The 15,495-nt window shown below is 57.3% G+C and carries 18 protein-coding genes; 6 read left to right on the top strand and 12 right to left on the bottom strand.

The genetic code is table 11. The annotated features are described in order from the left end of the window. Positions 1-220 precede the first annotated feature (220 nt). Positions 221-424: a DUF1653 domain-containing protein gene (locus RMO15_RS14450; RefSeq protein ID WP_309713989.1), complete on the top strand. Its 204-nt coding sequence runs from the start codon at positions 221-223 to the stop codon at positions 422-424. Continuing rightward, entirely contained in the window at positions 421-714 is a 294-nt protein-coding gene (locus tag RMO15_RS14455) for a hypothetical protein (protein ID WP_309713991.1), read from the top strand. Before RMO15_RS14450 ends, RMO15_RS14455 begins: the two co-directional genes overlap by 4 nt. A gap of 114 nt (positions 715-828) precedes the next feature. On the opposite strand, the gene RMO15_RS14460 is transcribed toward RMO15_RS14455, so the two are convergent. From RMO15_RS14460 to RMO15_RS14490, 7 genes are all read right to left on the bottom strand, one after another. Then, positions 829-1,314, bottom strand: coding sequence for a hypothetical protein (locus RMO15_RS14460; protein WP_309713993.1), 486 nt, complete (start codon positions 1,312-1,314; stop codon positions 829-831). Between the two features lie 73 nt (positions 1,315-1,387). Further along, complete coding sequence (gene mutY, locus RMO15_RS14465; protein WP_309713995.1) at positions 1,388-2,458, bottom strand: A/G-specific adenine glycosylase; 1,071 nt, start codon at positions 2,456-2,458, stop codon at positions 1,388-1,390. Then, positions 2,455-2,706: a hypothetical protein gene (locus RMO15_RS14470; RefSeq protein WP_309713998.1), complete on the bottom strand. Its 252-nt coding sequence runs from the start codon at positions 2,704-2,706 to the stop codon at positions 2,455-2,457. Before RMO15_RS14470 ends, mutY begins: the two co-directional genes overlap by 4 nt. A 20-nt stretch (positions 2,707-2,726) precedes the next feature. Beyond that, entirely contained in the window at positions 2,727-4,235 is a 1,509-nt protein-coding gene (locus RMO15_RS14475) for an MFS transporter (protein WP_309714001.1), read from the bottom strand. Between the two features lie 70 nt (positions 4,236-4,305). Then, on the bottom strand, positions 4,306-6,102 hold the full coding sequence (locus tag RMO15_RS14480) for a PQQ-binding-like beta-propeller repeat protein (RefSeq protein ID WP_309714004.1): 1,797 nt from the start codon (positions 6,100-6,102) through the stop codon (positions 4,306-4,308). Between the two features lie 8 nt (positions 6,103-6,110). After that, positions 6,111-6,713: a nitroreductase family protein gene (locus tag RMO15_RS14485; protein ID WP_369016115.1), complete on the bottom strand. Its 603-nt coding sequence runs from the start codon at positions 6,711-6,713 to the stop codon at positions 6,111-6,113. 56 nt (positions 6,714-6,769) lie between these two features. After that, positions 6,770-8,131: a 3' terminal RNA ribose 2'-O-methyltransferase Hen1 gene (locus tag RMO15_RS14490; protein ID WP_309714012.1), complete on the bottom strand. Its 1,362-nt coding sequence runs from the start codon at positions 8,129-8,131 to the stop codon at positions 6,770-6,772. Positions 8,132-8,235: 104 nt separating this feature from the next. On the opposite strand from RMO15_RS14490, the gene RMO15_RS14495 reads away from it, so the two are divergent. The 3 genes from RMO15_RS14495 to RMO15_RS14505 are packed head-to-tail and all read left to right on the top strand — an operon-like array spanning position 8,236 to position 11,437. Next, complete coding sequence (locus tag RMO15_RS14495) at positions 8,236-9,009, top strand: FliA/WhiG family RNA polymerase sigma factor (RefSeq protein WP_309714015.1); 774 nt, start codon at positions 8,236-8,238, stop codon at positions 9,007-9,009. Continuing rightward, entirely contained in the window at positions 9,006-10,595 is a 1,590-nt protein-coding gene (locus RMO15_RS14500) for a tetratricopeptide repeat protein (protein ID WP_309714018.1), read from the top strand. The genes RMO15_RS14495 and RMO15_RS14500 overlap by 4 nt, the downstream gene beginning before the upstream one ends. Before the next feature lie 2 nt (positions 10,596-10,597). Next, a complete protein-coding gene (locus RMO15_RS14505) occupies positions 10,598-11,437 on the top strand; it encodes an NAD(+)/NADH kinase (protein WP_309714021.1) in 840 nt (279 codons plus the stop codon). A 48-nt stretch (positions 11,438-11,485) separates the two neighbouring features. Here the strand turns inward: RMO15_RS14505 and RMO15_RS14510 are convergent, their stop codons facing one another. Beyond that, positions 11,486-11,908: a hypothetical protein gene (locus tag RMO15_RS14510; RefSeq protein WP_309714024.1), complete on the bottom strand. Its 423-nt coding sequence runs from the start codon at positions 11,906-11,908 to the stop codon at positions 11,486-11,488. 104 nt (positions 11,909-12,012) lie between these two features. Between RMO15_RS14510 and RMO15_RS14515 the strand changes: the two genes are divergently transcribed. Further along, positions 12,013-12,702, top strand: coding sequence for a hypothetical protein (locus RMO15_RS14515; RefSeq protein ID WP_309714026.1), 690 nt, complete (start codon positions 12,013-12,015; stop codon positions 12,700-12,702). Here RMO15_RS14515 and RMO15_RS14520 read toward each other — a convergent pair. The 4 genes from RMO15_RS14520 to RMO15_RS14535 form a co-directional block, all read right to left on the bottom strand. Beyond that, positions 12,662-13,702 carry a GntG family PLP-dependent aldolase gene (locus RMO15_RS14520; protein WP_309714029.1) on the bottom strand — a complete coding sequence of 347 codons (1,041 nt, stop codon included), beginning with the start codon at positions 13,700-13,702 and terminating at the stop codon, positions 12,662-12,664. The genes RMO15_RS14515 and RMO15_RS14520 overlap by 41 nt on opposite strands. Beyond that, positions 13,695-14,618: a site-specific DNA-methyltransferase gene (locus RMO15_RS14525; protein WP_309714032.1), complete on the bottom strand. Its 924-nt coding sequence runs from the start codon at positions 14,616-14,618 to the stop codon at positions 13,695-13,697. Before RMO15_RS14525 ends, RMO15_RS14520 begins: the two co-directional genes overlap by 8 nt. Then, positions 14,615-15,166 (bottom strand): hypothetical protein, encoded by a 552-nt coding sequence (locus RMO15_RS14530; RefSeq protein ID WP_309714035.1) that lies wholly within the window; start codon positions 15,164-15,166, stop codon positions 14,615-14,617. The genes RMO15_RS14525 and RMO15_RS14530 overlap by 4 nt, the downstream gene beginning before the upstream one ends. After that, positions 15,138-15,495, bottom strand: a 358-nt coding sequence (locus RMO15_RS14535; RefSeq protein ID WP_309714038.1) for a DnaJ family domain-containing protein, incomplete at its 5' end; no start/stop codon positions are given. The genes RMO15_RS14535 and RMO15_RS14530, both read right to left, overlap by 29 nt.

Consider the following 15,495-nt stretch of genomic DNA (forward strand, 5'->3'; position numbering starts at 1 on the left):
GGATCAATCCTCCTGTATTGGCACTCGTGCTGGACTCCGCTTTGCCCGCCGTGACAGATGATAAATGCAGGGTAAGTCTGGAGGCAAAAAGAGTCTAAATTAAAAAAGAAAAGTGTCTCAAAATCATTGACATATTCCGCATCGGGTGGGTTGAGACCATTAGAGGCTGGGAGATCGGGCTCCGGCGCGAGGTTGAGGGAGCGCCTGGGGGTGGCAGGGAATGAGCATCACACCACTTCCCCTCGAAATCTATCGCCACCAGAAGACCGGCAGGCTCTACCGCATCGTTTGCATCGCTTCGGTCGAGGCCACGCTGGAGCTGGTTGTGGTCTACCAGAGTGAGCAAGACGGACGGTGCTGGACCAGGCCGCTGAACGAGTTTATAGACAGGCGATTTGAGATCGTCGAGGAAGCGAGACCGTGAGCAATCCCACTACCCTTAAGATCGAGATGATCGTCTGGCATCACAAACGCCGGACACGCCGCCAGCCCTACTCCGCTGCCGCCTACCTGATCGATCCCAGCAAGCCCGAGCATCACCAGATCCTGGAGGCAGGCTCTTGCTCTGAGGCGGGCACTGAGGGCGAGGCGGCGCGGGATGCCTTGCGGGATCTCCAGGAGCGGCGAGAGCGCTTAGTGGGGACATACGACCCCGAGCTGGTGCGGGCACTGGCTGATCCGGTGGGGGCGATTAGTGAGAGGCGGTTTGTGTGATTTCCGCCCATGTCCTTGTGGCTTTACCGCAACCTGAGACCCGCGACGCGGAATTTCTTCGGCTCAGACATGGCCTAGAATTCAGTTTCTGCTACGCACTCTCCTGCTTATGCGCTAAGGGCTAAGCTGGGCCACATCGGCTCGTTCAATCGCTATGCTGATAGCCTTGGTGATGGCGGTTGGGTTGCTCCCTTGTGGCTGAGGTGTGCTCCCGATACGGCGTGTGAGAGTGTGGCACTGTTCCAGATAGGCACGTGCCTCTTTGAGCTGCCCCCTGACTTTGGCAGCTTCCGCCGCTTGGATAAGACCTTTGTTGAGCAAGAGTAGCTGCGTGCTCGGAGTGACTTCGGTGCTTAGCTCTGACTCGATTGGCAAGAGCATCGGGGCGTTTGCATGGCTCTTGAGGAGCTTAAGCGCTTCTTTTGTGCGGTTTTGTTGGATGAGAACAAGGGCCGTACTACAATGAACAAACTCCTGATCCGCCTCGGTTTTGCTAGGGGAAGTCGTGACATTATCCAAACCGGCTTTTGCGCCGCCCAGAACAAAGATCAAAACAACTGTGCTGCCTAATAAGGGCAGCCAAGGGGCTATTCGTGGCATGTGTGTATCCTCCGTCTTCTCTCCCTCGCTCGTTGACGAGGTAGTTCCTTATTGGTGCATTGGAATGCGTTTTTTAGAACAAAGACGGCTGATTTTGGCTGTTTTGAATGAAACCCAGTAGTTTTGCTTGCGGTGAGGAAAGAGGAAAGCGCTCTAAGTCCTTATACGTCGCCCAGATGAGGTTTTGAGGGAGAGGATCTGGTAGCAAGGTAGGCGAAGCCGCTAAGGCATAGAGCGTGATCTTGCGCGTTGTGACGCCGTGCTTCAGGCTAGCAAGCTGCGAGCCGATAGTGCCGGTGGTACCGAGAAGCTCCAAAAGTGCACGCAAGCCTGCCGTCTCTAGGCTCTCTGCCTGTTGCACGGTTACGCGTGGTAGCTCGAAGAGGCCACCCCAGAGTCCTTCCTCAGGGCGCTTGACTAGAAGAAACCAGTCACCGTCGGTGATCCAGAGGCTGACATCGCTCTGGGACGTGAAGGCTTTCTTGGGGGCAAAGTGCGGAAACTGATCGGTAGCATGTTGTTGGAAAGCGGCACAGGCACTCTGCACAGGGCACGCCCCACACTTGGGGGGTGTCAGGCAGTGCAGGGCTCCTAGCTCCATCAGGGCCTGGTTGAACTCGCCCGCTTGGCCCGCAGGCAAAAGCTCCGCCGCCTTCGTCCAGAGCAAGTCCTGTGTCTTAGGCAGCTTCGGGTCGCCTGTGATCGCGAAGGCGCGGCAGAGCACCCGGATCACATTGGCATCTACGAGAGGTGTGTCGAGCCCGAGAGCGATGGAGCAGATCGCCCCCGCTGTGTAGCGCCCCACACCAGGGAGCGCCAGCACCGCCTCGTGCGTGGTAGGAAAGACACCCCAGTGCTGCTCGCAGATAAGCTGGGCGGCTTTATGGAGATTGCGGGCGCGGGCGTAGTAGCCCAGCCCCTGCCAGTGCTTTAAAACATCGTCGAGGGGCGCTTCGGCGAGGGCTTGGACGGTGGGGAAGCGAGCAAGCCAGCGCTCAAAGTAGGGGATCGCGGTGGCAACCTGGGTCTGCTGGAGCATCATCTCCGAGACCCAGATCGCGTAGGGGTGCTGGGTACGCCGCCAGGGCAAGTCCCGTTTATGAGTGGCGTACCAGCCTAAGAGAAGAGCCGTGAACGGGCTCAAACGCCGGGCAGCTCCGGGTTATCAAACGGAAGGTCGTTGTCAATTCCTTCCACTTCGACGAACTGGACATGGGCGCTGATCACCAGCACCCGGCCCTTGTTCTCCGAGATAAAAGAGAAAAACTGTCGTGTTAGGCGGCCTTCCACCTGATGGAGCGCGTCTTCGTAGGAGGATGCGCTCAGGGTCTCACAGAGATTGCTCCCGCGCTCCCCTTGTTTCATCCAGTAGTAGGCAAGATAGTTCTGCATGTCGCGAAAATTATACCTTCCTAGTGAGCAAAAGTGGAGTGCTCTTCCGTGCCTGGCTCTTCTGCGGCTGGTTCTTTAAACGTGAACCAGAACGCGACAGCGCAGATCGTCGTGAGGGCGGCAGGGATCATAAAGATCATGGGCCAGTTGGTCTTGTCTACGGTTCCGTCACGCAGAAGAGTTGTGTAGTGGTCTTTCAGCCAGCCCGAGAAGCTCGTTCCTAGATAGTTGCCGATTCCCAGCGTTACCAGCATGAAGAGGCTCTGGGCGCTGGCACGAATATCACGAGGGGCAATGCGGTCCACAAAGAGGTAGCTCGTCACAAAGACAAAGGCAAAACCGACTCCGTGTAAGACATTGGAGGCCAGGACAAGTGTCGTGGGTTGTCCTATCGCGTAGATAAAGTAGCGAATGGGCCAGGCAAGGGTGCCGATCACGAGGGTCTTTTTCAGCCCGAGTTTCTTGAGGGAGATGGGGGTTAGTACGCCGAGGCAGAGAATCTCCGCCCACTGCGCGATGCTTTTATAGAACGAGACCATGCTATGGTCAATTCCAAGCCCACCCTTGGCGACCGCGTCTTCCATAAACGGACCCGAGAATGTGTAGTAGAACTGGAATTCCGTGGAGACGATCAGGGAGATCAGCAGGAAGATCGAGAAACCAGGCACGGTCTTAAACAAGACAAAGGCTTTCTTAAAGGCCCAGGGGTCTTTTGTCTCTTTCGTGGGGGGGGTATTGGGCAGGATAAAAGCAATCACGGTGAGGATCACGCCAAAGAGCGCAGTAACCTGCATCTCCTCAAACGGTGCCCAGGTTCCCTTGGCAACCGGCGGGCTTGACTTGAGCCAGATCGTCAGCACAATTGCCGAGATGATCCAGCCGATGGTTCCGGCGGTTCGTACCACGGAGAACGAGCGCTCGACATCTGCGGTGCGCGACATGTCCTGAAACATCAGGAAAAAGATAAACAAAATCGAGAGAATGCCTAGGGTAACGAGAGTCGGAATGCCTTCGAAGCTAAAGTTACCTGTCGCCAGTAGCCCCGCAATGCTCCCGATGGCAACCACGGCCCAGCCGATATTGAAGCTCTTACTGATTCCCTTAAAACGCTCGCGCTCTGCATCGTCCGCATCGCTTTTCTTGGATTCTTTGCCCAAGTGGAACATGGCAATGGAGTTGGTGATTCCTAAAGTGGGGGCGAAAAAGAGCGACCAGACCCACATCCAGAGCATGAAGCCACTGTAGCTTTGCTGCTGCGACATCATCCAGGCCGCCCCTGCACACACGGCAGCGGAGATACCCAGATAGACTTGGGAGGGCATCAGGCGATCCACGAGCTGGCCGCCGATAAACGGGGAGATGATACAGGCCAGCCACAGCACGCCGTAGGCTGCGCCGATCTGCACGCCGGTAGCACCGAGCCGGTCGCCAATAGTCACTGCCATAATCGGAGTCCAAGCTCCCCAGACGGCATAGAGACAAAACATCATGACGCTCAGGAGAAACCTGAGACGTAGCTTATCTGACATGGATTGAGTCTTTCACTTCGGTTTGATTAGCTCGCATTGTAACAGAAAAGCGGATTAAGTGGAGAAGAGATTAAGAATCGCGCAGTAGGATCAGCTTGGTGTTGGACTCCGCAGCGAGAATCAGAGTATTGCCCGAGGCGGTGAGCGCTGAGGGAAAGGTGGCCCCGGGGCCGTACTGACGGGTTCCCCAGAGATACTGACCGGTGGTGCTATCTAGTACAAAGAGAGGGGTGGTGCCTTGCCCCCCCATGCCTGTGAGGCTGACATAGATCCGTGATCCGGCGATTCGTGCAATAAAGCTGTCCTTGGGAACCGTGGTGGAGGGGAGATAGGTGCTCCAGCGCACGGAGCCATCGGTGGGACGCAGCGCTTGGATCGGCTGGCAGCCGGGAAGCTCGGTGGGCGGTAGCACGAGCAAGTCGCCGTTTGGGAGCATTCCTATCACTCTTGTGAGGCCACTGCGGCTCCAGAGCGCGGTTCCCGTGGCAGGGGCGTAGGCGCTACACTGGGTTTCGGAGTAGGCGATAAGCTGGTTTTTGTCGGGTGTAAGGTAGCCTTGGTCACCTGGCACTGCAACACCCCAGGTGCGAACCCCGGTGGTCAGAAAGAGGGCGCGTAGCTCGCCGGGAGCTAGGGAGAAGAGCAGGGGAGTCGCTCCCGTGAGGCGGACCCCCAGAAACTGACTGCCACTCGGCACGCGCGACTCCCAAAGCGAGTAGCCCAGTGTCGCATGGAACGCAAAGTAAGACTCATTAGCTTGGTTCTGGCAGAGGAGTCGGGCGGAGTCTGCCCAGAGAGTCATGGTGTTATCCGGCACGGCCTGATCCCAGAGAAAATCCCCCGTGGTCAAGCCGCGTGCCTGGACATGAAGCTGACGTGGTGCCGAGGTATGCGTGAGGCCAAAGAAGCGACTGGTACTGTCGGTGAGGGATGGGAGCTCCAGGATCGCATCCTCCCAGAAAAAGGCACCATCGCTGATTCGGTGCACCCGGATGCCACCGCTGATGAGGCTTACGACCACGTAGTCGCCCATGCGCTGTAGATACTCCACGGTACGGGTGAGCGTGCGCCGCCAGAGAGTCGCCCCGGTGTTGTCCACTGCCTTGATGTCTCTGTCATCTGAGAGCACTATGGAACCGTTTTCGAGCGGCACGAGTCCAGTGAGCTTGACACTGATCGGAACCGTGGCGACGAGCGGAGCGGTCTTGCTGGGATCGCCGCTACAGACCGGGCGCGTGACACTGGCTGCCTTACCCGACTCTTTCTCCGTTGCGGTAAGGGTGGCGACTCCAAACCCCAACTCGGTGAAGCTGGCCGTCGAGCCAGCGGGGGTGAGTGTGCCCAGCGTGGGGTCACTCACGCTCCACTGCCACTGCTCGGGAAGGGTCAGGACCGCACTCCCCGCACCGTCTCTCGCGACTGCCATCAGCGTGGTTTCCAATCCCGTGGTGGCTTGGTTTAGCGCCACCCGGCTGATCACGGAGGTGAGTGTCAGGGCGAGACGCTCTTGTTTCCCCCGGAAGAGATTGAAGGGAACCGAAGCCGTTGCCAGAGTGGCACCCGTTGCATCTGCTGTGGAAAAAGCACTCGCCTCCAGCACGAGGGCCTCGGCAAACGGAAGCTCATTGATCTGCTCTTCCGAGTCTGGGCCTGCGAGATAGAGCCGCTCCGCGAGAATCTTGGTACCCAGCTTGATCTGCACCCGCACACTCTTTGCCGCCACGGGGAGCACGCGCGATGCGTCTGGCCAGTCGAGCGCCAGGATCACGCCGGTTGGTGTGGATACGCCCCCGCCACCCCCCGAACAGCCTGCGGAGAGAGTCAGCAGAAGCAGTGTTCGGCGCGTGAGCTTTGGAGAGGGGGTCATCAGAGAGATTATATCGCCCAGAAGATCGTCTCGGACTCAGGAAGGCGACCAATATCGGGAACCGTGCAGTCGTCGGCGGGGTAGCCCACGGGGAGCACAACAAAGGCTTTTTCGTTCTTGGGCCGCCCGCAGAGCTCGCTCAGAAAGCCCATCGGGGAGGGCGTGTGCGTGAGAGTTGCAAGACCGAAGCGATTCAGCGCCGCGATTAAAAATCCCACCGCGATCCCCACGGACTCCGGGCTGTAGTAGTTCTTGAGCACACCACCGTCTTGCGCGATGCCGTAGGACTCCCGAAAGACAACAATCACGTAGGGCGCGGTGGTCAAAAACGACTTTTGTGCGTCTGTACCGAGCGGTGCGAGATCTGCCAGCCACTCTGGGGTTGCACGGTGCGCGTAGAACTCCCGCTCCTCCGCCTCGGCGGCTTCACGAAGTCGTGCTTTGAGTGTGGGGTCGCCAATGACCACAAAACGCCACGGCTGCCGGTTCGCTCCCGACGGCGCGGTGCAAGCAATCGAGAGCGCCGCTGCAATCAGCTCGCGTGGCACGGGCCGCTCCGAGAACTCACGGATGCTCCGGCGCTCACGGGCAAGCAGTAATTCCGCGTCCATGTCAGGCGTGACAGGGCGACGGGCATAGGGGATTCTGGGATATTCAGGCATTTTAGTTATCGGTCAAAAGTGGCGGATTGGGTGGGGGCACCATGGGTGGGATCGGCCTCACCAACGTCGCCAAACGCAACTGTGTAGCCATGTGTGACCGCCACGCGCTCGGCCCACTCTCTAAACTCGGCGCGTGTCCACTCAAAGCGGTGGTCACCATGCCGAAACTTTCCGGCGGGCAGGCTGGGCCAGAGGGCGTTGTACTCGGCGTTGGGCGTGGTCACAAAGACGCGTCGGGGGGCAGCGTGCCGGAAGACACTGTTTTCTAGAGCGGTCAGGCGCTCAGGGTCTAAGTGCTCGATCACCTCCATCAAGAGTGCCATGTCAAAGCCTTGGAGCCGTGAGTCGCTGTAGACCAGCGAGCCATGGAGCAGCGGGACATTGCCATGCAGGCGGCGCTCAGCAATCGCCAGCACGCCGCTGGAGACATCCATCCCGGTCAGCGCGACACTGGGAAACGAAGATTTTAATGTGCGTAGGGTCGTACCCTCGCCACAGCCCAGGTCAATGAGCGTTTGGGCAGGCGGCATGAGAGATTGCACAGCCTCTGCTGCCGCCGTGACACGCTGATCGTTAAGGCGTACGGGTTTTTCGAGAATCTCTTCGGTTGCCACTTCTTGCTCAATCTCGGGCTCACCCTCACTCAGCCTCTCCATCGCCACACTGGTCAGGTTTCGCTTATAGCGCAGATAACGTCGCGCGATTAGCTCCCGCTCGGGGTGCGTTGCCAGCCAGCCCTCGCCGTGACGCAGAAGCTTTTCGACCTCTTCTTCGCCCACAAAGTAGTGCTTGGCATTGTCCAGCGCGGGGATGAGAACATAGAGGTGCGAGAGTAAATTATGCACGGTCTGCTCTCCGGTGAGCGTCACGGTATACAAGTTGCTACTACCCCACTGCGGGAAGTGGGAATCTAGCTCATAGCGGGTGAGAGTTATTTCATAGCCCAGTGGCTCCAACAGGCGGCGTATCAGTGGCTCACCTGCATCACAGGCTAGTGCGGCTAGGGTTGCCGAGAGGGTCAGAGGCGTGCTGGCAAGCTCGGGACGCTCTTTGCTACGGCCTGAGAGCGCGGTGGAAAAACACTCGGAGAGAGCAACCGAAAGAAAAGATGAGGCCGCATACGGGCGGTCACAGACATACTGGAAAAGAGAGTCCGCCCGGCCACGAACCAGCCGGATCGGGTCTACTTCCACAAGAAGTGCCACAGTCGTACACTCGGGAGTGGCCTCGGGATAGAAGACCTGAGCGGTGCCAAAGGTCAGCTCACGAGAAAAAAGTGACGATGGGTTTTTATGCAGCAGAAACCCAATATCGCGGGAATCTGGCAGGGACGGCGGCTGCGCCTGTGCGGTGAGAGTGAGAAGCATGGATGCGATTAAGTTTATCACTACCTTGTGGTTCTAGGAGTCAGGCGTTATAATCACCAACGGTGTTAATAGACGAAAAACAAGTAGGGGACTGGCAAGACTAGATGGCGGTTAGATCTATGACGGAAGTATGGCGGCGCTTCAAGGGGAGTGGTGACTCTCGCGCTCGCGATGCGATCATCAATAACTATGCCTATCTTGTCAAGATAACGGCAGGACGTGTGGTGAGTAATCTTCCGCCCAATCTGGAGCGTGAGGATCTCTACACCGCAGGTTCGATGGGCCTGATCAAGGCTGTAGACCAGTTCGATCCAGGCCGACAGGTTAAGTTCGAGACTTACGCCATCGCGCTGATTCGTGGAGCGATCTTAGAGTCACTGCGTGAAGAAGACTGGGTGCCACGCTCAATCCGAGAGCGAGCGAAGGCACTGGAGCGGGCATTTTTTGACCTGGAACTCTCGCTAGGGCGACCTCCCAAAGAGGATGAAGTCGCACTACACATGGGAGTCACAGGAGAAGAGCTCTCCAAGATGATGGCCGATACCGGGCGAGGCGGAGTCCTCTCGCTGGACGATCTCATCATGGGAAGTGAAGGGTCGGAGCGACTACATCTCTCGGATGTGGTGCCTGACGACGGTGCAACTCCGGAGGCAGATGTGGAGCTACGGGAGCGGATCCGTCAGCTTGGGCAAGGGATAGATCGCTTGCCGGAGCGGGAGAAGCTTGTGATAGCATTATATTATTATGAAGGCTTGACCTTCAAAGAAATCGGCAAGGTGCTCTCGGTATCGGAATCGCGCGTCTATCAGCTGCACACACAAGCAGTTCTGAGAATGCGCGGGTATCTCAATCGTGACCAGGAGTTATTTCGCGCATGAAGCGGACATTATTAACATCAGCGGCTCTGACCGCATTCGGTTTGCTCTGTACCCCTAGCTTTACATGGGCACAGAACACACAGCCCCCTGCCGTGACGGCGCAGGATGGTGGGGCGTTTAGTCGGGCTCGAAAAGCCTATGCCGATGGTGACCTTGCAACCGCTCGAACCGAGATGGAAAAAGCAATCGCCACCATGCCTGAGGACGCAGACGCGAATGCCTGGATGGGCTTTATTCTCGTCAAGACCACGGATCACTCTCGTGCGGTTCCCTTCTTGGAGAAAGCGCTTGCCAAGAAACCAGACTCAGTGGACAACATGACCAACCTGGGCAATGCGCTCTTGCTGAAGTCAGATCGAACCGCTGAGGATACGGATCGTGCCATTGAACTCTTTGAAAAAGTGGCCCAGAAGAAGCCCGACTCCGCGGAGGCACACTTCAACTTGGGTTATGCCAGTGCGCGAAAGAAAGACTTCGCCCGTGCGGCAACGGCTTACCGCAAGTCGAGTGAGCTCAAGCCCACCGATGGTCAGACGTTTATCAACCTCGGGATCGCCCTCCAGAGCCTTGGGAAACTCGATGAAGCTGCGCAGGCAATGCGAACGGGAATTAGCAACAACACGGGCGATAAAGCGGCCCACGCGGCTCTTGGCTCGATTGAAGTGCAGCGCCGGAACTACTCCGGTGCCGTGATGGTGCTGGAGACGGCCCGCAAGCTAGATGCCAATAACTACGGCGTGCTGGTCAATCTTGCCTATGCGTACAGCAAAATGGCGCGCTCCGCCGAGGCGGCAACGGTCTACGGAATGGCGGCGGATCTGGCGGCCAATGGTGCCGAAGGTGCTCCCGCCAACGATGTGACGGCACGCTACAACCAGGGCGTTCTGCTTGGACTGACAGGCAATACCGATGGGGCCTTGACGGCCTATGAGAAGGCGCTGGGTGTCAATCCACGCTACCTGGATGCGCTCCTCAATGCGGGCTACCTGCACTTTACGCGTGCTGCCTACGCCGAAGCTGCCTCGCGCTTCAAGGCTGCTACCGAGCTGGATGGCAATAGTTTTGTAGCCTGGTTGAACCTTGGCACCGCTTGTCAGAAGCAAGGCGATGGCAACGGCGCGATACTGGCTTGGCAGAAAGCCGCCGCACTGAATACCTCCGATTATGATGTGCGAAGCTATTTAGCGGGCGAGCTTGGGAAGCAAAAGCGCGATGACGAGGCTGCGAAGGTCTTTGCCGAGATGGCACAGCTCAAGCCGGATGCGGCTGCTCCTCAGCTCGCGATGGGCCTTGCTGCCATGACCGCAGGAAAACTGGACGATGCCTTCAAGGCCTTCCAAGGCGCGATCAAGGCGGATCCGAACTCCGCTCAGGCGCACAACAACCTAGGGGTGGTCTACGAGCGTCGTGGAATGCTCAGTGAGGCAAAAGTAGAGTACCGCAAGGCACTTCAGCTTGACCCGACTCTGATGGATGCCAAGAACAACTTGGGACGCTTTGGCGATGTGGGGACCGTCACGAAACCCACGGTAAAGCCTGTGGCAAAGCCGACCAAGCCCACTTCGAAGTCTACCAAGAAGAAGTAAGCGTGAGTCGTATTGTCGGACTGATCGCCAACGACACTAAGCCTGCTGCCCAAGAAGCGGCGGCGGGCTTGGCTCAACAACTAAAACAGCATGGGGTCTCGGTTCGCATGGCCCCACTACATAACGACGACGAGATCGCACAGAGCGATTTCGTCGTCGTTTTTGGTGGCGATGGCACAGTGCTCGCGGCTGCCCGCATGGTGGCAGAGCGGGGAACTCCCTTACTGGCAATCCATCTCGGGCGCTTTGGTTTTGTGACCGAGGCATCTCCTGATAACTTGGACGAAGCTGTTGCGACGGCGCTAGAAGGCAAGTGTGAAGTCCACGAGCGCATGCTTCTTGAAGGCACGATCTATCGGGGAGGGAGCTCGACACCGGATCAGCACATGCTGGCCGTCAACGATATTGTGGTGGCGAGTGGTGCGGTGCGGATGGTACATGTTCACACTTGCGTCGGTGATGATCCCATTGCAACCTATGCCGCCGACGGCGTGATTGTCTCGTCGCCGACTGGCTCGACGGGCTACTCGCTCTCGGCAGGGGGGCCACTGGTGCATCCCGATGTGCGTGCGCTCATGATCACCCCGATTGCTCCTCATACGCTCTCCGCACGAACGTTGCTCGTCCCTGACACCGAGACCATTTCCCTCACCATTGAGGCTCAGACCCGTGATGCCGTCGCCGTGACTGCCGATGGTCAGACGGGGCTTTCGCTGACGCCCGGCGACACGGTAACGGTCTCACGTGCCCCGTTCAATGTCCGCTTGCTGGCGGCAGGTGGCCCGAACTTCTACCAAAAAATAAGAAGCCGCTGGCACTACGCCGAGCGGCTTTCCGGATAACTCGGCCCCCTGATACTTCCTCCATTGATGGGGGCTAGGGGGCTTTGATTAATCGTCGTTGCGGTCGTGCGTCACGGCGTTGTCTTCATCGTAGTTCTGGTAGGTGCCATCGCCACTGCCGGACTCCATTCCGAAGTAAACCCGGCGGTTTTCGTTGCTGTCCATCAGGATCAGGCTGGGAATGTCCTGAAAAGTGTCTAGCTGGAGACGTTCCGTGCCACTGCTGTCAAACATCAGTATCCCGGGATTGCCTTGGCTATTGACCTTCATGTCCAACTTTACTTCGCCGCTCTCATCCACAATCCGAAGCTGGCGCACGGTCAGGACGCTTGCATTGGTATTGGCTGGAGCTGTTGTTTCATGAACCACCACGGTTCGGGTGGGAAGAAAGGCGCGGACAGCGATGTCTACCACTGCCAGCACGGCGGCTGTTGCCACAATAATCTTAGTCTGTGTTGTCATCCGTTCCATCAGTTTAAGGTTCCTCTCCAGGCTGGGTTGGCCTGTGGCGTATTATAACACCTTCTGTCACAGCCCTACCAGAGTGCACGTTGTCTCTGACAGAGGACCCTCCGATGCGATTTTTCTTGCCTTTTCTCTGCCTTATCTTCGTTTTTGGTACCAGCCCCGTCTTGGCCCAGAGCCGGGAGCGTGAGGAGACCCGTCAGCTTGATGATGTCAAGAAACGGCTCGATGACGAACGACAGAAACTCGACCAGGACCGCCAGCGCTTTGAGCAAGAGAAGCGCGACTACGAGCCCAATTTCCAGCGCCTGCGGAGTGAGCAGAGCCAGCTCCAGCAAGCTATGAGTACTTTTGAGACCGAGCGGCAGCGTATACGCCGTCAGCAAGAGTGTTTAGAGCAGGAAATTCGTGAAGCAAAACAAGCCCAAGAGCGCTATGAGGTGGAGCGCCAGCAACTTGAACCTATCCGACGGCAGCTCCAGCAAGCGCAACAGCAATTGGCACTTGATCAAGGTCAGTTCGGGCTTGCACGGCGGCAAGTGGAGCAAGCCCAGCTCCAGCTAAGACGAGACCAGCAACAGTGGCAGCTCAACCTGCAGCAGCTAGAGTCCGACCGCCAGCAGCTAGAGAAAAGTCACCAGCAGTGGGAAGCCGATAAAAAGCAACTGGAGGTTGATCAGCAGACCTTGAAACAGCTCCGCCAAGAGTTTCTTCTTGACCTCCAGCTTCACGAAATCGAGGTCATCCGTTCCATATCCGCTAAACGTGTAGCGCCTGCTGCGCCGCCGCGACGGCAGTAGCGATATCTACGGTCGAGATGTCCTGGTGGGTGACAAAGCGGAGCCGCTGCCCCGACCCTGAGCAGAGGACACCTGCTGCCCGGAGCCGCTTGCGAGCATCCTCGCCACTCAGACCCGTCCCACGGACATTGGCAAAGACAAGATTGGTCTCCGGCCAGGGATCTAGGGCAATCCCCGGAATCTCCGCGAGCTCTTGCGCCAGAAGCTGAGCATTGGCATGGTCAATCGCAAGCTGTGGCAGGTGGTTGTGGAGTGCATAAAGCCCACCTGCCGCGACGATCCCACTCTGGCGCATGGCTCCACCAAGGGCATGCTTCCAGCGCCGTGCCACTTCGATCTGCTCTCGCTTCCCCAAAAGCAGCGCCCCGACCGGGGCCCCGAGTCCCTTGGTCAGACAGATTGTCACCGTGTCGAAGTCCTGTGCTAGTCGCTGGGCCATCGGCCAAACCCCCTCGATACCTCCCAGCTTCACCGCCGCATTGAACAGTCGCGAACCATCCAGATGAAGTGCCAGAGAGCGCTCGCGACACACCTCGGCAACGCTCTCAAGCTCCTCGGGAGTCCAGACGGCGCCACCGCAGAAGTTATGCGTGTTCTCGATACAGACCAGCCGTGTCGGAGGAAAATACGGGCCGCTGGGACGAATCGCCTCTTTGACCTGTGCTCCCGAAAACACCCCGCGCTCGCCGCGCAGCGAGTCCAGCGAGACGCCCGAGAGAACTGCGGGTGTGCCGCCCTCGAACAAGCGAATATGGCACTGCTCATGGCAGATCACCGCATCGCCGGGCTGGGTGTGAATCTTCACCGCGATCTGATTACTCATCGTCGCCGACGGCAGAAACAGCGCTGCTTCTTTATTGAGCTTCTCCACCAGAAAATCCTGGAGCGCTTGCACGGTAGGGTCTTCGCCAAAGTGGTCGTCTCCCACCGGCGCACTGGCCATCGCCGCCCGCATTGCCGCCGTAGGCCGCGTCTTTGTGTCGGAATAAAGATCAATCATAATCGAGTGTCAATGCTCCCTTTTCGCTTCCTATTTTAGGTCTCTCCTGAAAGCGTAGTCGGGAGTTCTCTGCATAGTCTGGGCTCTGCTCTACCCCAATCCAACGTCGCTCCAGTGACTCCGCGACGGCTCCGGTTGTATTCGACCCCGCAAAAGGGTCTAGGACAACATCCCCTTCTGTGGTGAGAAACTTGATAAAGAAGCGCGGAAGCTCAGCGGGAAAGCGGGCAGGATGGACTTTTTGCCCGATGGCTTTGGTGTCTTTCATGTAGTGGCTGTTGCTCTCATTGTTGCCACACTCAATCAAATTTCCAGGAATCGAACCGCCGCGATCTTCCGCAAATGTTTCCTTGACGCTATGACCCGAGGGCCGCTGGGTTTTCTGAAGCCCACGCTTGATTAGCCTTTCCATGTCCTTACTATAGGGCTTTAAGACGTTGCTATTGTTCGCTTTGGGAAACGCTTCTTTGGAGAGCCAGTAGATATATTCTACGGAGTCTTTCACTCGAATGCGGCGCACCGTCACCCATTCGGCAGGAGCGGGCATCTTGGCGGGGTTGTACCAAAAGAACTCCTGCGCTAGATGAAAACCCACCGTATCACACAGAGCAATCAGAAGACGAAAGTGGTAGAGCGAGCGCGTCGGCGAGCCCTGCGTCCATGCTCCTCCGACATTTAAGACGAAACTGCCTTCTGGCTTGAGAATACGCCGAATCTCGTGGGCAAAGGGTAAGAACCACTCGACATACTCCGCTTGGCTTGCATTGCCATACTCTTTCTTGAAGTGCAGAGCATACGGCGGCGATGTCATTACCAGATCAATGCTTTCATCGGGCAGGGAGCGCATTACCTCTAGGCTATCCGCACAGAAAAGCTTTCCAAGATGGGTTGTGTAAAGTGGCGTAAAAGTTGTCATGGACGAGGATATTTTTCTGCGATAAGGGTTCCTAAACTGTCGAACCAAATCGTGCTTTCTATCGAATTAGTCTGCGCAAGAGGATGCATGACTGCGAGTTTTTCTGGATACTCTGCATGGCGTTTCAGATCGGAAATACTGGCAAAAAGGAACTGTTTCCAGTTGCGTGTCTTTTTACCCATACACACCGCGAGTATATCAAACTGTGAGGCAGCATAGTAGCGACTACTGGGATCACCTTTGGAGGTGCGGGTTTTCTGAACCTCTACCTGAAGCCGACTGGAGTTCCGAACGTTTTTACACTCAATCCGAACTTGACGATCCTGTTTGGGGAGGAAGATTGTAAAGTCATGTTTGCCATCTTCATCGTGTGCTTCGTAGCGGCCAATAGTACCGTCATACTGGAGTTTACTGAGCTGCGCGGCAAGCTGGACTTCTGCCACAGCGCCCTCCAGCGTGACACGAGCACGAAAGCGTGCTTGAAGTGCATCGAGCAGCTCATGAGCCGTGAGGCCATACTCAATCTCTAGTGGGTGTTTCGTTTCCAAACTCTTCCATCTCTTTTTGGACTCCGAACGGGGCAAAGGGGCGGGCATAGCCCGCAGGGCAGACCATGTTGTACTGGAGAATCATCGTATTGACGACGCCCATGCTCTCTTTTAGCTCACTTTTCAGACGCGCCTTCACCCGCTCCCGGCTCTCCAGCGAGGCTTTTTCGAGCAACTTCTGCGCCCGCTCTTTTTGTTTCACGACGGCCTCGCGCTCTCGCTTGATGTCAATTTCAAGCTGCATCCACTGCGGCAACACTCCCGCATTTTTCAGCACCTTCTTCACGATCCGCTGTTCTGGTGGCAGGCTTGCGTCTTCGTCAAAGTTC

The sequence above is a fragment of the Armatimonas sp. genome, assembly GCF_031410135.1.
Taxonomy (GTDB): Bacteria; Armatimonadota; Armatimonadia; order Armatimonadales; family Armatimonadaceae; genus Armatimonas.